Consider the following 14,432-nt stretch of genomic DNA (forward strand, 5'->3'; position numbering starts at 1 on the left):
ACTAGTTTTGCTGTTCAACTCGCTCACTTTCGTTTTTTTCTTTGTTGCTGTATTTACAATCTATTATTTACCATTTGTTAAAAAATGGCAAACGCCATTCCTGGTTATTGTAAGCACCTACTTCTATGGAACAGCTTATTGGAAAGCTACCGCAATACTGTTAATTTCCATTTTGGTTAATGCCATCATAAGTTATAAAGTAAGTACCGATAAAAAGCAAAATGTAAAGGCCTGGCTTTTTTGGGGTATTGCTTTTAATTTAGCCACCTTATTCTTTTTCAAGTATATCAAGCTATTTACCTTAACTTTTGTTGATAGTAGCTTACACGCACAACCTTTTTTTCATTTTTTAATTTTAATCCCACTGCCAATAGGTGTTTCATTCTTCACCTTTGAAGGGATTAGCTTATTGATCGATTCTTATAAGCAAAAAGAAGTGCAAGGTATCATCAAGAACCAAAGCTTTTATAGCCATTTTATACGCTCCAGCTTATTTATTTCTTTTTTTCCACATTTAATAGCCGGCCCTATCTTAAAGGCAGATCAGTTTATTCCGCAAATGGGGATTAAATATTTTAAAAATATCAACTGGGAAAAAGTATTTAAGCAGCTCATATTGGGATATTTTTTAAAAATGGTTGTTGCTGATAATTTAAAGGATATTACAGCAGATCTGATTTATCCTTTTGAAATTTATCATCCTATCACTTTAATTACCCTGCTATTTGGTTATTCAATTCAGATCTTTGCCGATTTTGCCGGCTATTCGTTAATAGCCCTGGGTTTGGCCAGATTACTGGGTTACGATCTCATTAACAATTTTAACTTCCCCTATATCTCGAAAAGTTTTTCCGAATTTTGGACAAGGTGGCATATTTCCCTTTCCAAATGGTTAAAGGAATATTTATATATTCCACTGGGAGGCAATAGAAAAGGTGTATTCAGAACTTATTTCAACTTATTTATTGTCATGTTTTTAGGTGGCCTATGGCATGGTGCAACGTGGAATTTTGCTTTATGGGGCACGGTTCATGGATTAGCGCTTGCCATAGAAAGGCTCATCAGTAACTATTTTAAACCAAATAATGCCACCTGGTACAAGGCTTTTAAGTTACTTTTGGTTTTTACGGTTGTATCGTTTGCCTGGCTGTTTTTTAAACTCTTAACCATTAATGAAGTTCTTAATTTTTATAAAGCATTGTCCCCTTCCTATTGGCATGGTTTTACACTGAGCAATAGAGAGTGGTACGTTTTCTTTTATTGTTTGCCTGTTTTATTTTATTACATTTTTCACTTATTAAGAAACCATTACGCATTGACAATTAATAAGTTAAAACCATTTCTATATGCCTTACTGCTATTTTTAATCCTATCAAATGCAGGCTTTAGTGGTAACTTTATCTATTTCAGGTTTTAATGCGCTTTATTTTAAAGGTTATTTTCTTGTTTATTATCATTGTTTTGGCTTATACCCTATTTTTAAAGATGTATCCTGTAAAAGCCAGTTACTACAGCTATTTACAGGAGAACCAGATTCGCGCTGAAGACTTTCACTTCGGTAACCAAACTCATGATATAATAATAGTTGGAAGTTCAATGTCTGAGGGTTTAATGCTTCCAGGTTTAAGTAAACGTACCACTACATTAAATTTTATTGGTGGCGGAAGCCTTACCGGCTTAGCTTTGATAAAGAAGAAAAAAAAACTGCCGAAAGCCATTATACTAGAAACAAATTGGTTAGAACGGCCCCTTGATGAAAACCTGATCAGGCCAGCATTAAACCCAATTTACAGTAGTTTTTTAAACTATTTACCCTTCTTACAGGAAAAAAACCATCCAATAAATGTTTTAACAGGGCAATTATCATCAGAAACACATACAATTAATTTTAACGAGGCCATGCGGTATGTCTCATACAATATGAGCAGGAACGTGGAGTTTGAAAACAAATACGTAGATACTTTACAGATTAAAGAATCCGCAGAAAAAATTAAAAGGTATATAGATTATTTTGAACGACATGGGGTTAAAATCTATATGATGGAATTACCGGTCCATCCCAAAATGCGGAGTACCAAACGTAATATCGAAACCAAACGTTTTGTTGAGCTGTATTTTAAAAAGGTTTCAAGAATCCCCCCTTACCCAAATTTAAATGCACTTCAAACTTACGATGGGAATCATCTAGTAGAAAGCAGCAGAGAAAAATACAGTACTTTTTTGACCAATTTTTTAATAAAGAATAAAAATGATTGGGATCATAACTTTTAATCGCGATACTTTTACCAATCCCACTTTATATGGGATAATTGAAGCTCTCGGTAAAAAAGGTATACAAGTAATGTTGTTCAATAACAATAGAGATAGTAAAATCCCTGGTGAATTTAGGCATGTCTCTTATGCTGATGCGCCCAATGGCCTAATCTTTCCAAAAAGGCCCAACAAGCTCTTGCATTACCTCAAAGTTTTTTGGAGCATGTTTTTTTTTATCAAAAAAAATAAAATCAAACACCTTATCGCAGTTGATCCTGCTGGTTTGGTACTCACCGGTCGGATTAGGGTGTTTAATAAAAATTTAAATATACACTACTGCTCTTTTGAAATCTTTTTTCAAAATGAAATTGCAGCAGACCCAGCCTTGGTTAAATTAAAAAAAGAAGAATCGAAATACAGTAAAATACTCTCTTCAATTATCATACAAGATGAAATCAGAAAAGAGCTTTTAGTAAAGGAAAACAAAATTAAATACTTTAACAACTGGTTCCTTATTCCCGTATATCCTATCATTAATAAAAATTATCAGGGCAAGAAGTATATAAAAGCCGACTTTGGCCTTCAGCAGAGCGATACCGTTTATGTACACACTGGGAGTGTGGCTGAATGGTCGGGCATTAATCAGATTATTGATACCATTGAAAATGGGCTAGCTCCAAATCAATACATACTTATCCACAGCAAAACTAAATTCCATCCCGAAAACCCAGTTTTTGTCAAATTAAATGCGCTTAAGACCCAAGGGAAAAACGTAATTATACATGATGATGTTTTCGAAAATTATAATGATTATTTGAGCTTTTTAAGCTGCTTTGATTATGGAATTGTAATGTATGTTCCGGATGACGGTATTTTTACAGGGATGAACATTAAAGAAATAGGTTTATCATCGGGCAAATTCTCAGCTTTCTTATCTCAAAACATGCCTGTTTTATTATCTCCATGCCGCAGTTATGTATCTATATTAGCGGATTACAAAATTGGTGAATTAATTACGCCAGAAAAAAATCTCAGCTTTCATATTTTAAACGGAAGCCTAAAAGGAATTGATGCTTCTAACTGCGCTAAGTTCTTCGAGGAGCGTCTAATGGTAAGCCATATTGTTGATCAATTTTTATCGCAACTTTTAAACCATTAGATGAAAAATCTTATTACCGAAAATAATGGGTTGCTAAACGAATTACCGCAAAATACAAATTTGAAGGCTTGGCCATGGGATAAAGAGGTAGATCCTAAAATTTATAGCATTAAAAAGGACTGGCCAAAAATATCGATTGTTACACCAAGCTATAACCAGGGCGTATATTTGGAGCAAACCATCAGATCAATTCTCCTTCAAAACTATCCTAACCTCGAATACATCATTATAGATGGAGGAAGCACTGATAATAGTAAAGAAATTATTGAAAAATACAGCCAGTTTATTAATTATTGGATATCAGAAAAAGATAATGGACAGGCAAATGCCATTAACAAGGGTTTGCATTTGATTAGCGGCGATTTATTTAATTGGATAAACAGTGATGATTTTCTTGAATATGGGGCGTTATTTGAGTTAGGAATATGCTTTAAAGGCACTGATCAGATTATTGCAGGATCGGTAAATAACTTTAAGGAAGTTGACGATAGTAAGAATGTTGATGATAGCTATTATGGCTTGATCAAAAACACTGGCCTGAATATAGATAATTATTTTGCTCAGAACGGAAGTTTTAATTTTCATCAGCCAGGCGTATGGCTAGGAAGAGCATTGATCCAGAACCAAGCGATAGATGAACATTTACATTTTGGATTTGATGCTAAATTCATCTTATCTATACTGGAAAATTACCCATTAGTTAATTATACCGCCAGTATCCTAGTTAATTTTAGGTTACATGAGTTGTCTAAGACTTTAAAAGATCAGGCTAAATTTGGAGAAGAAATCTATAAGATTTATCAGTACTATATTGAACATGGGAATTTAAAAATTTCGCGATTGGCAAAGACTGGCCTCGACCGAATGAGCTGGATGGCCCATATAAATGCCATTGCCTCAAGTTTGTATCCAAAACAGCAAAAAATTGGCTTAATAATTAAGGGAATTTGGGAAAAGCCAACAAAAAGACTTAACAGATTTAGTTTAGGGTGTATCAAAGATATTTTAATTTCCTAAAACGAAAACAAATACAGCTGATTATTGATGAGCTGTACAGAAAGCCGAAATCGTATTTACGGTTAGTGAAACGATTTGGCGGCCATATGCAATACAGGAAAATGATTAATGGATCCGAACAGATGAAAGCCGAAGCGTACAGATTACCTCCTGTTTATTCTTATCCCGATGGCCTACCTGTTTATTTCCTTACAGGAAAGCAGTTCTTATATCAAACCCTTTTCTGTATCAGATCCTTAACTCAACTCACAGATGAAAAATTTAAGTTTATTTTGATGGATGATGGCACTTTTGATACAGAACTTAATGAAATAGTTGCCAAACTTTTACCGGGGGCAGAATTGGTTACCTTAGATACAATCAATCAAAACCTGGATACCGTTTTGCCATTAGGTAAGTATCCTGTAATCAGACAGAAAAGAAAAGTTTACAACCATTTAAAAAAATTAACCGATATCCATACCTACAAACCAGGTACAAATAAGCTGATATTGGATTCGGATATGTTATTCTGGAAAGAGCCTGTAGCCGTAATAAATTGGCTTAAAAAACCAAACGGCATTATTGATATAGCAGATAGCACTCAATCTTATGGCTATTCTACATCCTTAATGGAAGAGCTTTGCGGGTTTCAACTTACTCCAATGTTAAATGTTGGTCTTATCGGATTTAATTCAGCAATAATCGATTGGGAAAAGATCGAACTTTGGATACAGACACTGGAAAATCAAGAAGGAACCACTTATTTTTTAGAACAGGCCTTAACAGCCATGCTCGTTTCTTGCAATAGAAACGAAAGGCGTTTGCCGAAAGAAGAATATATTGTAAATCCTAGCAACAAACAAGTTGAAAACCAAGAAGGAACGCTTCATCATTACGTTGATTTATCCAAAAAGCCTTATTTTATTTCAGCGTGGAAAAGCCTAAAAGCTAAATGATTAAACAAGATCTGGTCACTGTAATTATTCCATTTTATAATGCATCTATTTACTTAAATAAATGCGTTGAATCGGTTATTGCACAAACCTGGCCAGAAATCGAAATTATTTTGGTAGATGATGGATCTACAGATGGTTCTTTAGCGTTGGCCAGTGCCTACAGAGCAGAAAACATCAGGCTATTTTCGTTAAAAAAAGGTGGAGCAGCAAGGGCAAGAAATAAAGGCATGCTGGAAGCAAAGGGCAGCTATATTCAGTTTTTGGATGCAGATGATTTTATTTCGGCAGATAAAATTGAACAACAGGTGCTAGCTGCCGCTCAAAACCCTGGTAAACTAATGGTTTGTAGCACCATTCATTTTCAAAAAGAAGATCAGCTTCCTACATTGTTGCCTTCAGCGTATGAAGAAAGGTTTATCAAAAGTACGGATGATCCTGTTTATTTTTTAACCCGGCTATGGGGCGGTTTAGATAATAAAGGGGCTATGGTACAGCCTAATACCTGGCTTACCCCAAAAAAGATTATTGATAAAGCTGGTTTTTGGAACGAAAACCTAACACTGGATGACGATGGCGAATTTTTCTCGAGAGTTGTACTCCAATCAAAAGGAATAGTAAAAACTGAAGGATATAATTATTATAGAAAATCTACAGGCGCTAAAAATCTTTCTGCTAGTCAAACTAAATCCGCCTATCAAAGCCTGCTCGAGTCTGCATTGTCTAAAAAGGAACAACTGTTAAGTAGAACAGATTCGCACGATGCAAACTTTGCCATTTACAGGCTTTTGCATAATGTAGCAGTTTTAAGTTACCCCAATTACCCCACAATTTCGGCCAAAGCATTAGCAGAATTACCCCCCATCGATCGTAAGTTTAGTGCAGATGTAGGAGGTGGCAAGCTCGCCAAAACTCTTAACTATATTTTGGGTTGGAAGTTTACACGAAAATTAATGGCATTTAAAACTAAACTTGCATGATAGCAATTGTATCCTCATGCTTATATCCAGAGGAAAAAAAAGGGGAATCAAAACGGAGCCATTTTACCCGCGAAGAGCGAGAAAGGCAAACCATTTCGACCTTAAGGGCGCTCGAAAACTGTAATTTTAGCCAAATTATCCTGGTTGATAATTCTGTCTCCACTAATCTGGATGTAATTAATTCAGCCTGCAAAGCTGTTCAGGTGATACACGTTAAACAATATCAATTTATCAATAAAGGCATAAACGAATTTTTAATGCTTTTGGCCATATTGGATATTTTACCCGAAAATGAACCTATTTTTAAAATAAGTGCACGCTATTTACCCAACGAAAATTTTAAAGCCAACTTTGATGAAGCATATGATTTTAAAGTTAAGCCATACCATTTGGGTACTAAAAGCTCGTCTATTTCTACAAGGGGGTATTTTGTAAGAAATAAGCACATTTATGAAGACTTTCTGCTCAAAACCTTGAATGAAACTTTCTCCTATGAACAAAGAGTGGTTGGCATACGAAGCTTAATCAATTTTGTCAAACAGTTTTTAAAACCAGTTTTTAATGTCCCCCGTGGTGCGTCCGTTGAATTTGCAGGGGCTAGAGTGTTGAAATATGCTGGCTACCATACGGAGTATGTTGACAAACTGGGTATTAGCGGCACTATAGCCGGATTCGAAAACAAAAGCATTATTGAAGAATGAAAATTTTTCTTTCCTTCTTTCAATCAAAAACCCAACACCCCATACCTGCATACGGCTTTTGGGAATACTATATTAAAAACGGTATTACAGAAGCCGGATGCCAATATATTGAATGCAGTGATGTTGATTGGGCGCAGGGCCTCGTTCAACAATCTGATCAGGAATTTCAGGATTGGAAAAGTTTTACCTGGAGCAGGGTGCTGAAACAGGTTAAAGAGCAGGGGGCTGATTTATTTCTAAGCTATTTATACCCGCAGCAAATAGATGAAAGTAGTATTCGCGAACTAAAAAAAATGGGTGTGTTTTGTGTCAATTTTTTTTGTGATCATGTTCGGCTTTACCGTTCGGTGCCTAAAGCATTTCATGTTTTCAATTTGAACTGGGTACCAGAATATAAAGCCATTAAATTTTATCAAAAAGCCAGGTTAAACTACCTTAACCTGCCCATGCCAATGTGGGTCGAGCCAAAATATAGATCATTTAACAAAACTGAAAATAATCAGATTTCTTTTATCGGATCAAAAGATATCCAAAGGCATTTACTATTCGACTCCTTAATTAAGCATAACCCCGAACGGATAATTAACATTTACGGAAGCGATTGGCTAAATAAGGATCGGCTTTCAAGTATACCTGCCAGTTCAGCCAGGCAAAAAATTTTAAACCAGTTAGATTTTATACGGCAAAATGGATTTTATGCTTATACCAATAAAATCAGATCACGTTCTTACAAAGCGCCATCAACATCGGCACTGGACCGTTTATTTAAGGGTAAGCCCGATTTTGAAAACTATATCAAAATCACTAAAGAAAGCAATATCATCATTGGAGTTAACCGGTATCCCAGCTTTAATTATCCGCCGCAAAAACCAAATACTTACTCGCGCTTAAGGGATATTGAAGCACCAATGCTTGGAGCCTGCTATTTAACCGAATGGACCGAAGGCATTGATGAACTATACGAAACTGGAAAGGAGATTGTAACATATACCAGTGCCCAAGAACTTGACGAACAATGCAGCAGGCTGCTGGCAGATAAAAAAATGAGGATGCAATTAAGAGAAGCTGGGCAGAAAAGAGCACTATCTGATCATTCGATCAGCGCTTCAATCCAAAAAATTATTGAGCATTTAACTTGAGCAGCCCACGTTTAATTATTTATTTTATAAAACCGCCAGTAAAAGACCGTTTCTTTTGGGGAGACCGGTATATTTTGCCCAAAATTAGAAAAGTGATAAGAGGCGAAAGAATAAGTAGTTTAGAAATAGTTTTTAAAAACCTTTGCAAAGCTTTCGATCATGTAAAACAACCTTATTTGACCAATATCCCTTTCGATCAAATTACCGAGCGTGACCACATTATTGTACTTGGTTTGGGATTGCAGGCCTTAAACGGATACCGTAAAACAAATAAGCTCGTTGCAGGTATTGGCTTGATGACACACCCATCAAACTGGCCAACTTTGTTTATGGATTACCCTGTTGCAACTTATCTTCAACATTCAAAATGGACTGCAGACATTTACAATAAATGGTTTGGTAAAGATACGTGTAGCATATGGCCCGCCGGAATTGATACAGGATTTTGGAAGCCAAAGCCAAGTGAATCAAAAATAGATATTTTGATATATGTCAAGTTTTTATGGGATCAGGAACAAAATCGTTTAAACCTACTTAATCCGATTGTTGCTTTTTTGGAAAAAGAACAGATCTCACATCGGCTAATAGTTTATGGAGCCTATGATGTAAAAACCTACAAGGAATTACTGGCCAGCAGTAAAGGAATGATTTTTTTATGCGAACACGAAAGCCAGGGTTTAGCTTATCAAGAAGCATTATCCATGAACGTGCCAATACTGGCCTGGGACCAAGGCTTATGGCTGGATCCTAGCCGGTTTGAATGGGGCGAAACAGCGCCGGTAAAAGCAACATCAGTACCCTATTTTGATGAACGTTGCGGCGATAAATTTAAAAACCTAAACGAGTTTTACAACAAATTCCCGTTGTACTACTCAGCCTTAAACCGTTCTAAATTCTCGCCACGGGATTACATATTGGAAAACCTATCACTAGAAAAAAGTGCAGAACAAATGTCATCAATTCTGAATGGGGTATATAGTTTAACCTAAACCTGATTATTGAAATGAATAACCCCAAAAATTTATGAACTGGAAATACTTAACAGGCAAAACATTTTCAAGTTTGGAACAAGGTTTATTAAAACTACAGCTTAATTTCATCTCCAAAAATTACCCATATGGTAGAAATTGGATGTTTGATGCAAAAAGAATACTAGCCAAAGAACCTTCAGTTATTGTTGATGCAGGCGCAAATATCGGATCCATCAGTAAAGAGTTGAGCTATTGGTTCCCCTTGGCCAAAATAATCGCTTTTGAACCGGTTAAGCATACTTTCGATCAATTGTTGAAGCATTTGGGAAACTATCCCAACATCATTTTTTTTCAAAAAGCACTCGGCGCTGCCCCAGGTAAAATTACCATTGAAATTAATAGAGAAAATACAATCAATTCTATCAAAGCTACCTATAATAGCGAAAACATCATTGGTAAAGAGGAAATTGAGGTAGTGAGGTTGGAAGAGGTATTGCTTGAACAGCAGATTGATCAGATCGATATCATCAAAATTGATGTAGAAGGTTTTGAATTTGAAGTTTTGGAAGGCCAGGGTAGCTTGATTAACCAAACAAAAATAATCCTATTGGAGGTTGGCTATGAAAGGGAGATTACAAAAGTTCATTTTTCAGATGTAGAAGCATTTATGGAGCAAAAAGGTTTTATGTTATGTGGCATATACGAAACGCGGAGAAATTTATTCGATAAACGTAAACTGTGGTATTCCAACAACCTTTACGTTAAAAAAGAACTCTTAAACTCATGAGAATAGGTATTACCGCAGATCCAGAGATTGCTGTTCCGCCACTGTTTTATGGCGGTATCGAACGCATTATTGATATGATAGTGGTTGAACTATTAAACTTAGGACATGAGGTTACTTTATTCGCCAATAGCAAATCTAGTGTAAACAGCCAACTCATACCCTACCAAAGCAGTGGCAATTCGCTAAAGGATGTGCTCAACAACAGTTTATTAATAAATAATAATCGTCAAAAGTTTGATGTGGTGCACAGTTTTGGCAGGTTGGCTTATTTATTGCCAATTATGCCCACAAAAACACCAAAGCTGATGAGTTATCAACGGGAACCCACAATTAAACAAATTAAAAGGGGCCACTTACTTTCTCGCAAAAATTCACTGCATTTTACCGGCTGCAGTAATTACATTACCAACCAAATTAAGCCATATGCCAGTGCCGAAACCGTTTACAATGGCGTTAATTTTAATAAATATACTTTTTCAGCAGTTGTCGCAACAGATGCACCCCTTGTTTTTTTAGGGCGTATAGAGCCGATCAAGGGCGTTCACTTAGCTGTTGAAATGGCCATAAAAACAGGTAAAAAACTGATTATTGCCGGTAATATACCTGAGTTTTATGAACCTTATTTTAATGAAAAAATCAAACCATTCTTAAGCGATCAGATCCAATATGTAGGGGCTGTTAATGATATTCAAAAAAGCGAAATCCTAAGTAAAGCGGCAGCTCTACTCATGCCAATCTTATGGGATGAGCCTTTTGGGATCGTGATGGTAGAAGCGATGGCTTGCGGCACTCCCGTATTGGGTTTAAACAGGGGCGCTGTACCTGAGGTAGTAGTTAGTGGGATTACCGGATTTTTCTGCAATACTGTTGACGAATTAACAGAGAGGGTGACCGAAATTAATTCCATAAATAGGCTCTCAGTTTTGGAAATGGCCAAATCAAGGTTTTCAGCACAGGTAATTACCCAACAATATTTACAGCAGTACCAACAGTTTTAATGAAAGTTATCGTTTCACATCCATCAATTGCACCGCATGTTAAACAAACAGTAATGGCCTACCAAGAAGCGGCATATCTTAATCATTTTTACACCTCATTTTTTGAACATTCGGAAAACAGCTTATCAAACAAACTTTCAGCTTTCAGCTGGCTAAAAAAATTAATCAATAGAAGGCAGTTTAATGAGCTTCCAATTGAAAAGTTTATTAGTAGACCTTTACCCGAATTAATGCGGACTTTTTTTTCGAGGTTGGGTTATCCTCTAATTACCGACAGGATTTGGGAATGGAGTGAACTCAGTTTTGATAATTGGGTAGCTAAAGCCTTAACACATGATCAAACTGATGTAGTGCATACTTATGAGCACTGTGCATTAAAAACTTTGGTTAAAGCGAAGGCCAGGAATATATTGTCTGTTTATGAGCAGCCCAGTCAACACCATCTCTTTTTCACAAAAGTAGTGCAGAAACAGTTTGAGCTTTATCCTGAATTAAGAACAGAAAATACGGACCTGTTAGTTAATTCAAATGCCGTTAGAAGAAACAACAGGCGTGATGAGGAACTTAAAATAGCAGATTTGATTATATGTAACTCTTCATTTACGAAAAAAACACTGATTGAGGCCGGTATTGATGCTGCAAAAATTGAAGTTATTCCATTGGCATTTCCTGTGGGCCAAACCCGTATTATTCAAGAAAAAAATTCAACCGGACCAGTTAAATTTTTGTATGCAGGTAACCAATCTATAAGAAAAGGTTCACATCTTCTATATGAAGCCTGGAGGCAATGCAACTTTAACGAACAACAGGCAGAACTTTATTTGATCGGTAAAATGACCCTGCCCGAAAAAATCAGAAGAAATCTGCCGGGTAAAGTAATCATTAAAGAAAATATTCCGCATCAGGAACTGATGGATCTATACAATGAGGTGGATGTATTTGTACTCCCAACATTGGCTGATGGTTTTGGGATGGTTGTTACCGAAGCCATGGCAAATGGAATTCCGGTTATTGCAACCGATATGTGCTGTGGGCCAGATTTGATATCGCCCATGGAGAATGGCTGGATTATTCCAGCCGGCGATTCAGAGGCTCTAATAAACCAATTAAAATGGTGTACGGCAAATAGAGTTGAACTGCCAAAATTTGGTGCTGCAGCATTAAGAAAGGCAAAAACCTGGACATGGCATCAATATCGGGAAAAATTAAGCGAAATAATTTTCAATAAATGGACGGAGCACAAAACAAAACCATCTGCTTAATTACGCCTGGGCATATCTCATCAAACCCCAGATTGGTTAAAGAAGCTACATCATTAGCTAAAGAAAGTTATAACGTGCACTTAATATTTACGCAATATGTTAGTTCGCTGGTTAAGTATGATCAAGAAATCCTTGAAGCTAATCCATCATGGACTTTTGATGCACTCAATTGGACACCACAAAATTTATTAACCGCATTTTCTAAAATTAAATCGGGCTTAAGACTAAAAACACTGAACTTACTACCTATAAACAACTTACATTACACTTTAAATAGGAATTATGGCTGGCAATTAGCCAAAGCAATTAAAGTTAAAGCAGCATTATATATTGGCCATAATCTTGGGGCATTGCCTGTTGCAGTAAATGCAGCAAAGGCAAACCAAGCTAAGAGTGGTTTTGATGCAGAAGATTTTCACCGCCAAGAATTAACCGATGATCAGCACAATAGCGATTACCAACTTAAAGTAGAAATTGAGAATTACTATATACCTAAATTAGATTACTTTACCGCTGCCAGCCCATTAATTGGTAATCTTTACAAATCTTTATATAATATTAAGGTACAAAGCATTAACAATGTTTTTCCCAAAATAGCATATGCTTCGGCCATCAATCCCCAAAAGGCCATTAAACTTTTTTGGTTTTCGCAAACTCTTGGCCCAAACCGGGGCATTGAAACCATAATTAACGCTATAAACAGCATAATCATACCGCTTGAATTACATTTACTTGGGAAGTTTGATCTTAACTATCAGGAACAATTAAATCAACAGGCTACTGCAGAAAGGCGAAAAGATTTATTCTTTCACCATACGGTAAGTCCAGATCAATTATTAAAAATGGTGGGCAGTTATGATGTTGGCATAGCATCTGAAAATACCTCACCCCTTAATCGTAACATATGCTTAACCAATAAGCTCTTCACCTATATTCAATGCGGATTGGCGGTTGTTGCCAGTAATACTACAGCCCAAAGTGCCTTTATGAGTAATTTTAGCGATATCGGTAAAATTTACCATGATGCTTCAGACCTGGCCTCTATAATCAACTATTACCACGAAAACAGAACAATGTTAAACGCTACCAAAAAGGCCAGCTATGAACTTGGCCAAAAAAGTTTAAACTGGGAAAATGAATGTCAAAAGTTTTTAATTTTAGTTAAAGAAACAATTGGATAAAAAAGTACAATGCATTCAATGGCTTAATGGGTTAGACAGTTTACGGTTTATATTAGCTCTTGTAGTATTGTTATCGCATATTTTTACGCATCCTGATTTTCAGCTTATCCCTAATACAGAAATCAGCGGCATAATTTACACGTTAATAAGAATAATCTCGAACGGTACTGCTGCAGTTATAGGTTTCTTTATCTTATCTGGTTTTATTATCCATTATACCTCAAAACTTCAGGTAACCCAGTTAAAAAAATTCTATGCCAGGAGGTTTATTCGCATTTTAGGGCCATTAGCTGTGGTTTTCTTATTGGGATATAGATTTGGACATCCTGAAAAAGGTGTAGTTTGGAGCCTGCTCTGTGAGCTTATTTTTTACGCGCTATATCCCTTTATACAGAAAATTAACTTAAACTGGAACAGCAAACTAATAATTAGCTTCTTGGTATCATTAATTGCCATTTACTTTTTCGCTTATCATGATATTTTGGCAATGGTTAATCAATCTGCAAATCATTATCATGGTTATTATTGGCAAGCTGGCCCATTATACACTTGGATTATTGGCTTGCCGTGTTGGCTTTTTGGCGTTAAAATTGCAGAAGATATCCATAGCGATGACCAAACATCATTTAAAGTAGTTTTCCTTTACAGAATAAGCGTTTTAATATGTTCAGTTTTACTTCATTTTCTGAAAGAAGAATATTTCATTAGTTATATCCTCTCAATGAATTTTTTTGCCATACTATGTTATTATTGGTTAAAAAATGAAATCATCTACTCAAAGTATAAAAAAATACTGCGCTTTCCGGAGCAATTGGGGAAATCGTCTTACTCACTATATATTTTTCACCCCTTAAATATTCTGCTAATTCACAAGCTTATACAAATCAACAATTTAACAAGCATTTTAATAGTTATTACTGCGATAATCCTATCCTACATTTTCTATCTTTTAATAGAAAAGCCATTTCATCATTTTGCCAGGTTTATAGGCAATAAGTTTAACCAGTAGCTGTGAAAGTTGAAAACTCTTATCAAAAATACGTTATCAA

At 35.9% G+C, this 14,432-nt stretch carries 14 protein-coding genes; all 14 read left to right on the forward strand.

Features of this window, described 5'->3' with window-relative positions:
- The first annotated feature begins 7 nt into the window (after positions 1-7).
- Complete coding sequence (locus OC25_RS07120; protein WP_039473493.1) at positions 8-1,417, forward strand: MBOAT family O-acyltransferase; 1,410 nt, start codon at positions 8-10, stop codon at positions 1,415-1,417.
- Positions 1,417-2,271, forward strand: coding sequence for a hypothetical protein (locus tag OC25_RS07125; RefSeq protein WP_039473496.1), 855 nt, complete (start codon positions 1,417-1,419; stop codon positions 2,269-2,271). The genes OC25_RS07120 and OC25_RS07125 overlap by 1 nt, the downstream gene beginning before the upstream one ends.
- Positions 2,249-3,412, forward strand: a complete 1,164-nt coding sequence (locus OC25_RS07130) for a hypothetical protein (RefSeq protein ID WP_039473498.1) — start codon at positions 2,249-2,251, stop codon at positions 3,410-3,412. The genes OC25_RS07125 and OC25_RS07130 overlap by 23 nt, the downstream gene beginning before the upstream one ends.
- Positions 3,413-4,429 (forward strand): glycosyltransferase family 2 protein, encoded by a 1,017-nt coding sequence (locus OC25_RS26790; RefSeq protein WP_052266020.1) that lies wholly within the window; start codon positions 3,413-3,415, stop codon positions 4,427-4,429.
- Positions 4,402-5,367 (forward strand): glycosyl transferase, encoded by a 966-nt coding sequence (locus OC25_RS07140; protein ID WP_156131417.1) that lies wholly within the window; start codon positions 4,402-4,404, stop codon positions 5,365-5,367. The genes OC25_RS26790 and OC25_RS07140 overlap by 28 nt, the downstream gene beginning before the upstream one ends.
- The gene (locus tag OC25_RS07145) at positions 5,364-6,344 is read left to right on the forward strand and encodes a glycosyltransferase family 2 protein (RefSeq protein WP_039473501.1); all 981 of its coding nucleotides are present in this window, start codon (positions 5,364-5,366) and stop codon (positions 6,342-6,344) included. The genes OC25_RS07140 and OC25_RS07145 overlap by 4 nt, the downstream gene beginning before the upstream one ends.
- On the forward strand, positions 6,341-7,045 hold the full coding sequence (locus tag OC25_RS07150; RefSeq protein WP_039473504.1) for a hypothetical protein: 705 nt from the start codon (positions 6,341-6,343) through the stop codon (positions 7,043-7,045). Before OC25_RS07145 ends, OC25_RS07150 begins: the two co-directional genes overlap by 4 nt.
- Positions 7,042-8,184 carry a glycosyltransferase family protein gene (locus OC25_RS07155; RefSeq protein WP_039473507.1) on the forward strand — a complete coding sequence of 381 codons (1,143 nt, stop codon included), beginning with the start codon at positions 7,042-7,044 and terminating at the stop codon, positions 8,182-8,184. Before OC25_RS07150 ends, OC25_RS07155 begins: the two co-directional genes overlap by 4 nt.
- Before the next feature lie 92 nt (positions 8,185-8,276).
- Positions 8,277-9,173: a glycosyltransferase family protein gene (locus tag OC25_RS07160; protein ID WP_245221923.1), complete on the forward strand. Its 897-nt coding sequence runs from the start codon at positions 8,277-8,279 to the stop codon at positions 9,171-9,173.
- A 34-nt stretch (positions 9,174-9,207) separates the two neighbouring features.
- Positions 9,208-9,942, forward strand: a complete 735-nt coding sequence (locus OC25_RS07165; protein ID WP_039473513.1) for an FkbM family methyltransferase — start codon at positions 9,208-9,210, stop codon at positions 9,940-9,942.
- Entirely contained in the window at positions 9,939-10,940 is a 1,002-nt protein-coding gene (locus OC25_RS07170) for a glycosyltransferase (protein ID WP_039473517.1), read from the forward strand. The genes OC25_RS07165 and OC25_RS07170 overlap by 4 nt, the downstream gene beginning before the upstream one ends.
- Positions 10,941-11,170: 230 nt before the next feature.
- Positions 11,171-12,202, forward strand: coding sequence for a glycosyltransferase family 4 protein (locus tag OC25_RS07175; protein WP_209435574.1), 1,032 nt, complete (start codon positions 11,171-11,173; stop codon positions 12,200-12,202).
- Complete coding sequence (locus OC25_RS07180; protein WP_039473523.1) at positions 12,169-13,383, forward strand: glycosyltransferase family protein; 1,215 nt, start codon at positions 12,169-12,171, stop codon at positions 13,381-13,383. Before OC25_RS07175 ends, OC25_RS07180 begins: the two co-directional genes overlap by 34 nt.
- A complete protein-coding gene (locus tag OC25_RS07185; RefSeq protein ID WP_039473526.1) occupies positions 13,376-14,392 on the forward strand; it encodes an acyltransferase family protein in 1,017 nt (338 codons plus the stop codon). Before OC25_RS07180 ends, OC25_RS07185 begins: the two co-directional genes overlap by 8 nt.
- The last annotated feature ends 40 nt before the right edge of the window (positions 14,393-14,432 follow it).

The sequence above is a fragment of the Pedobacter kyungheensis genome, assembly GCF_000812965.1.
In the GTDB taxonomy this organism is placed as follows: Bacteria; Bacteroidota; Bacteroidia; order Sphingobacteriales; family Sphingobacteriaceae; genus Pedobacter; species Pedobacter kyungheensis.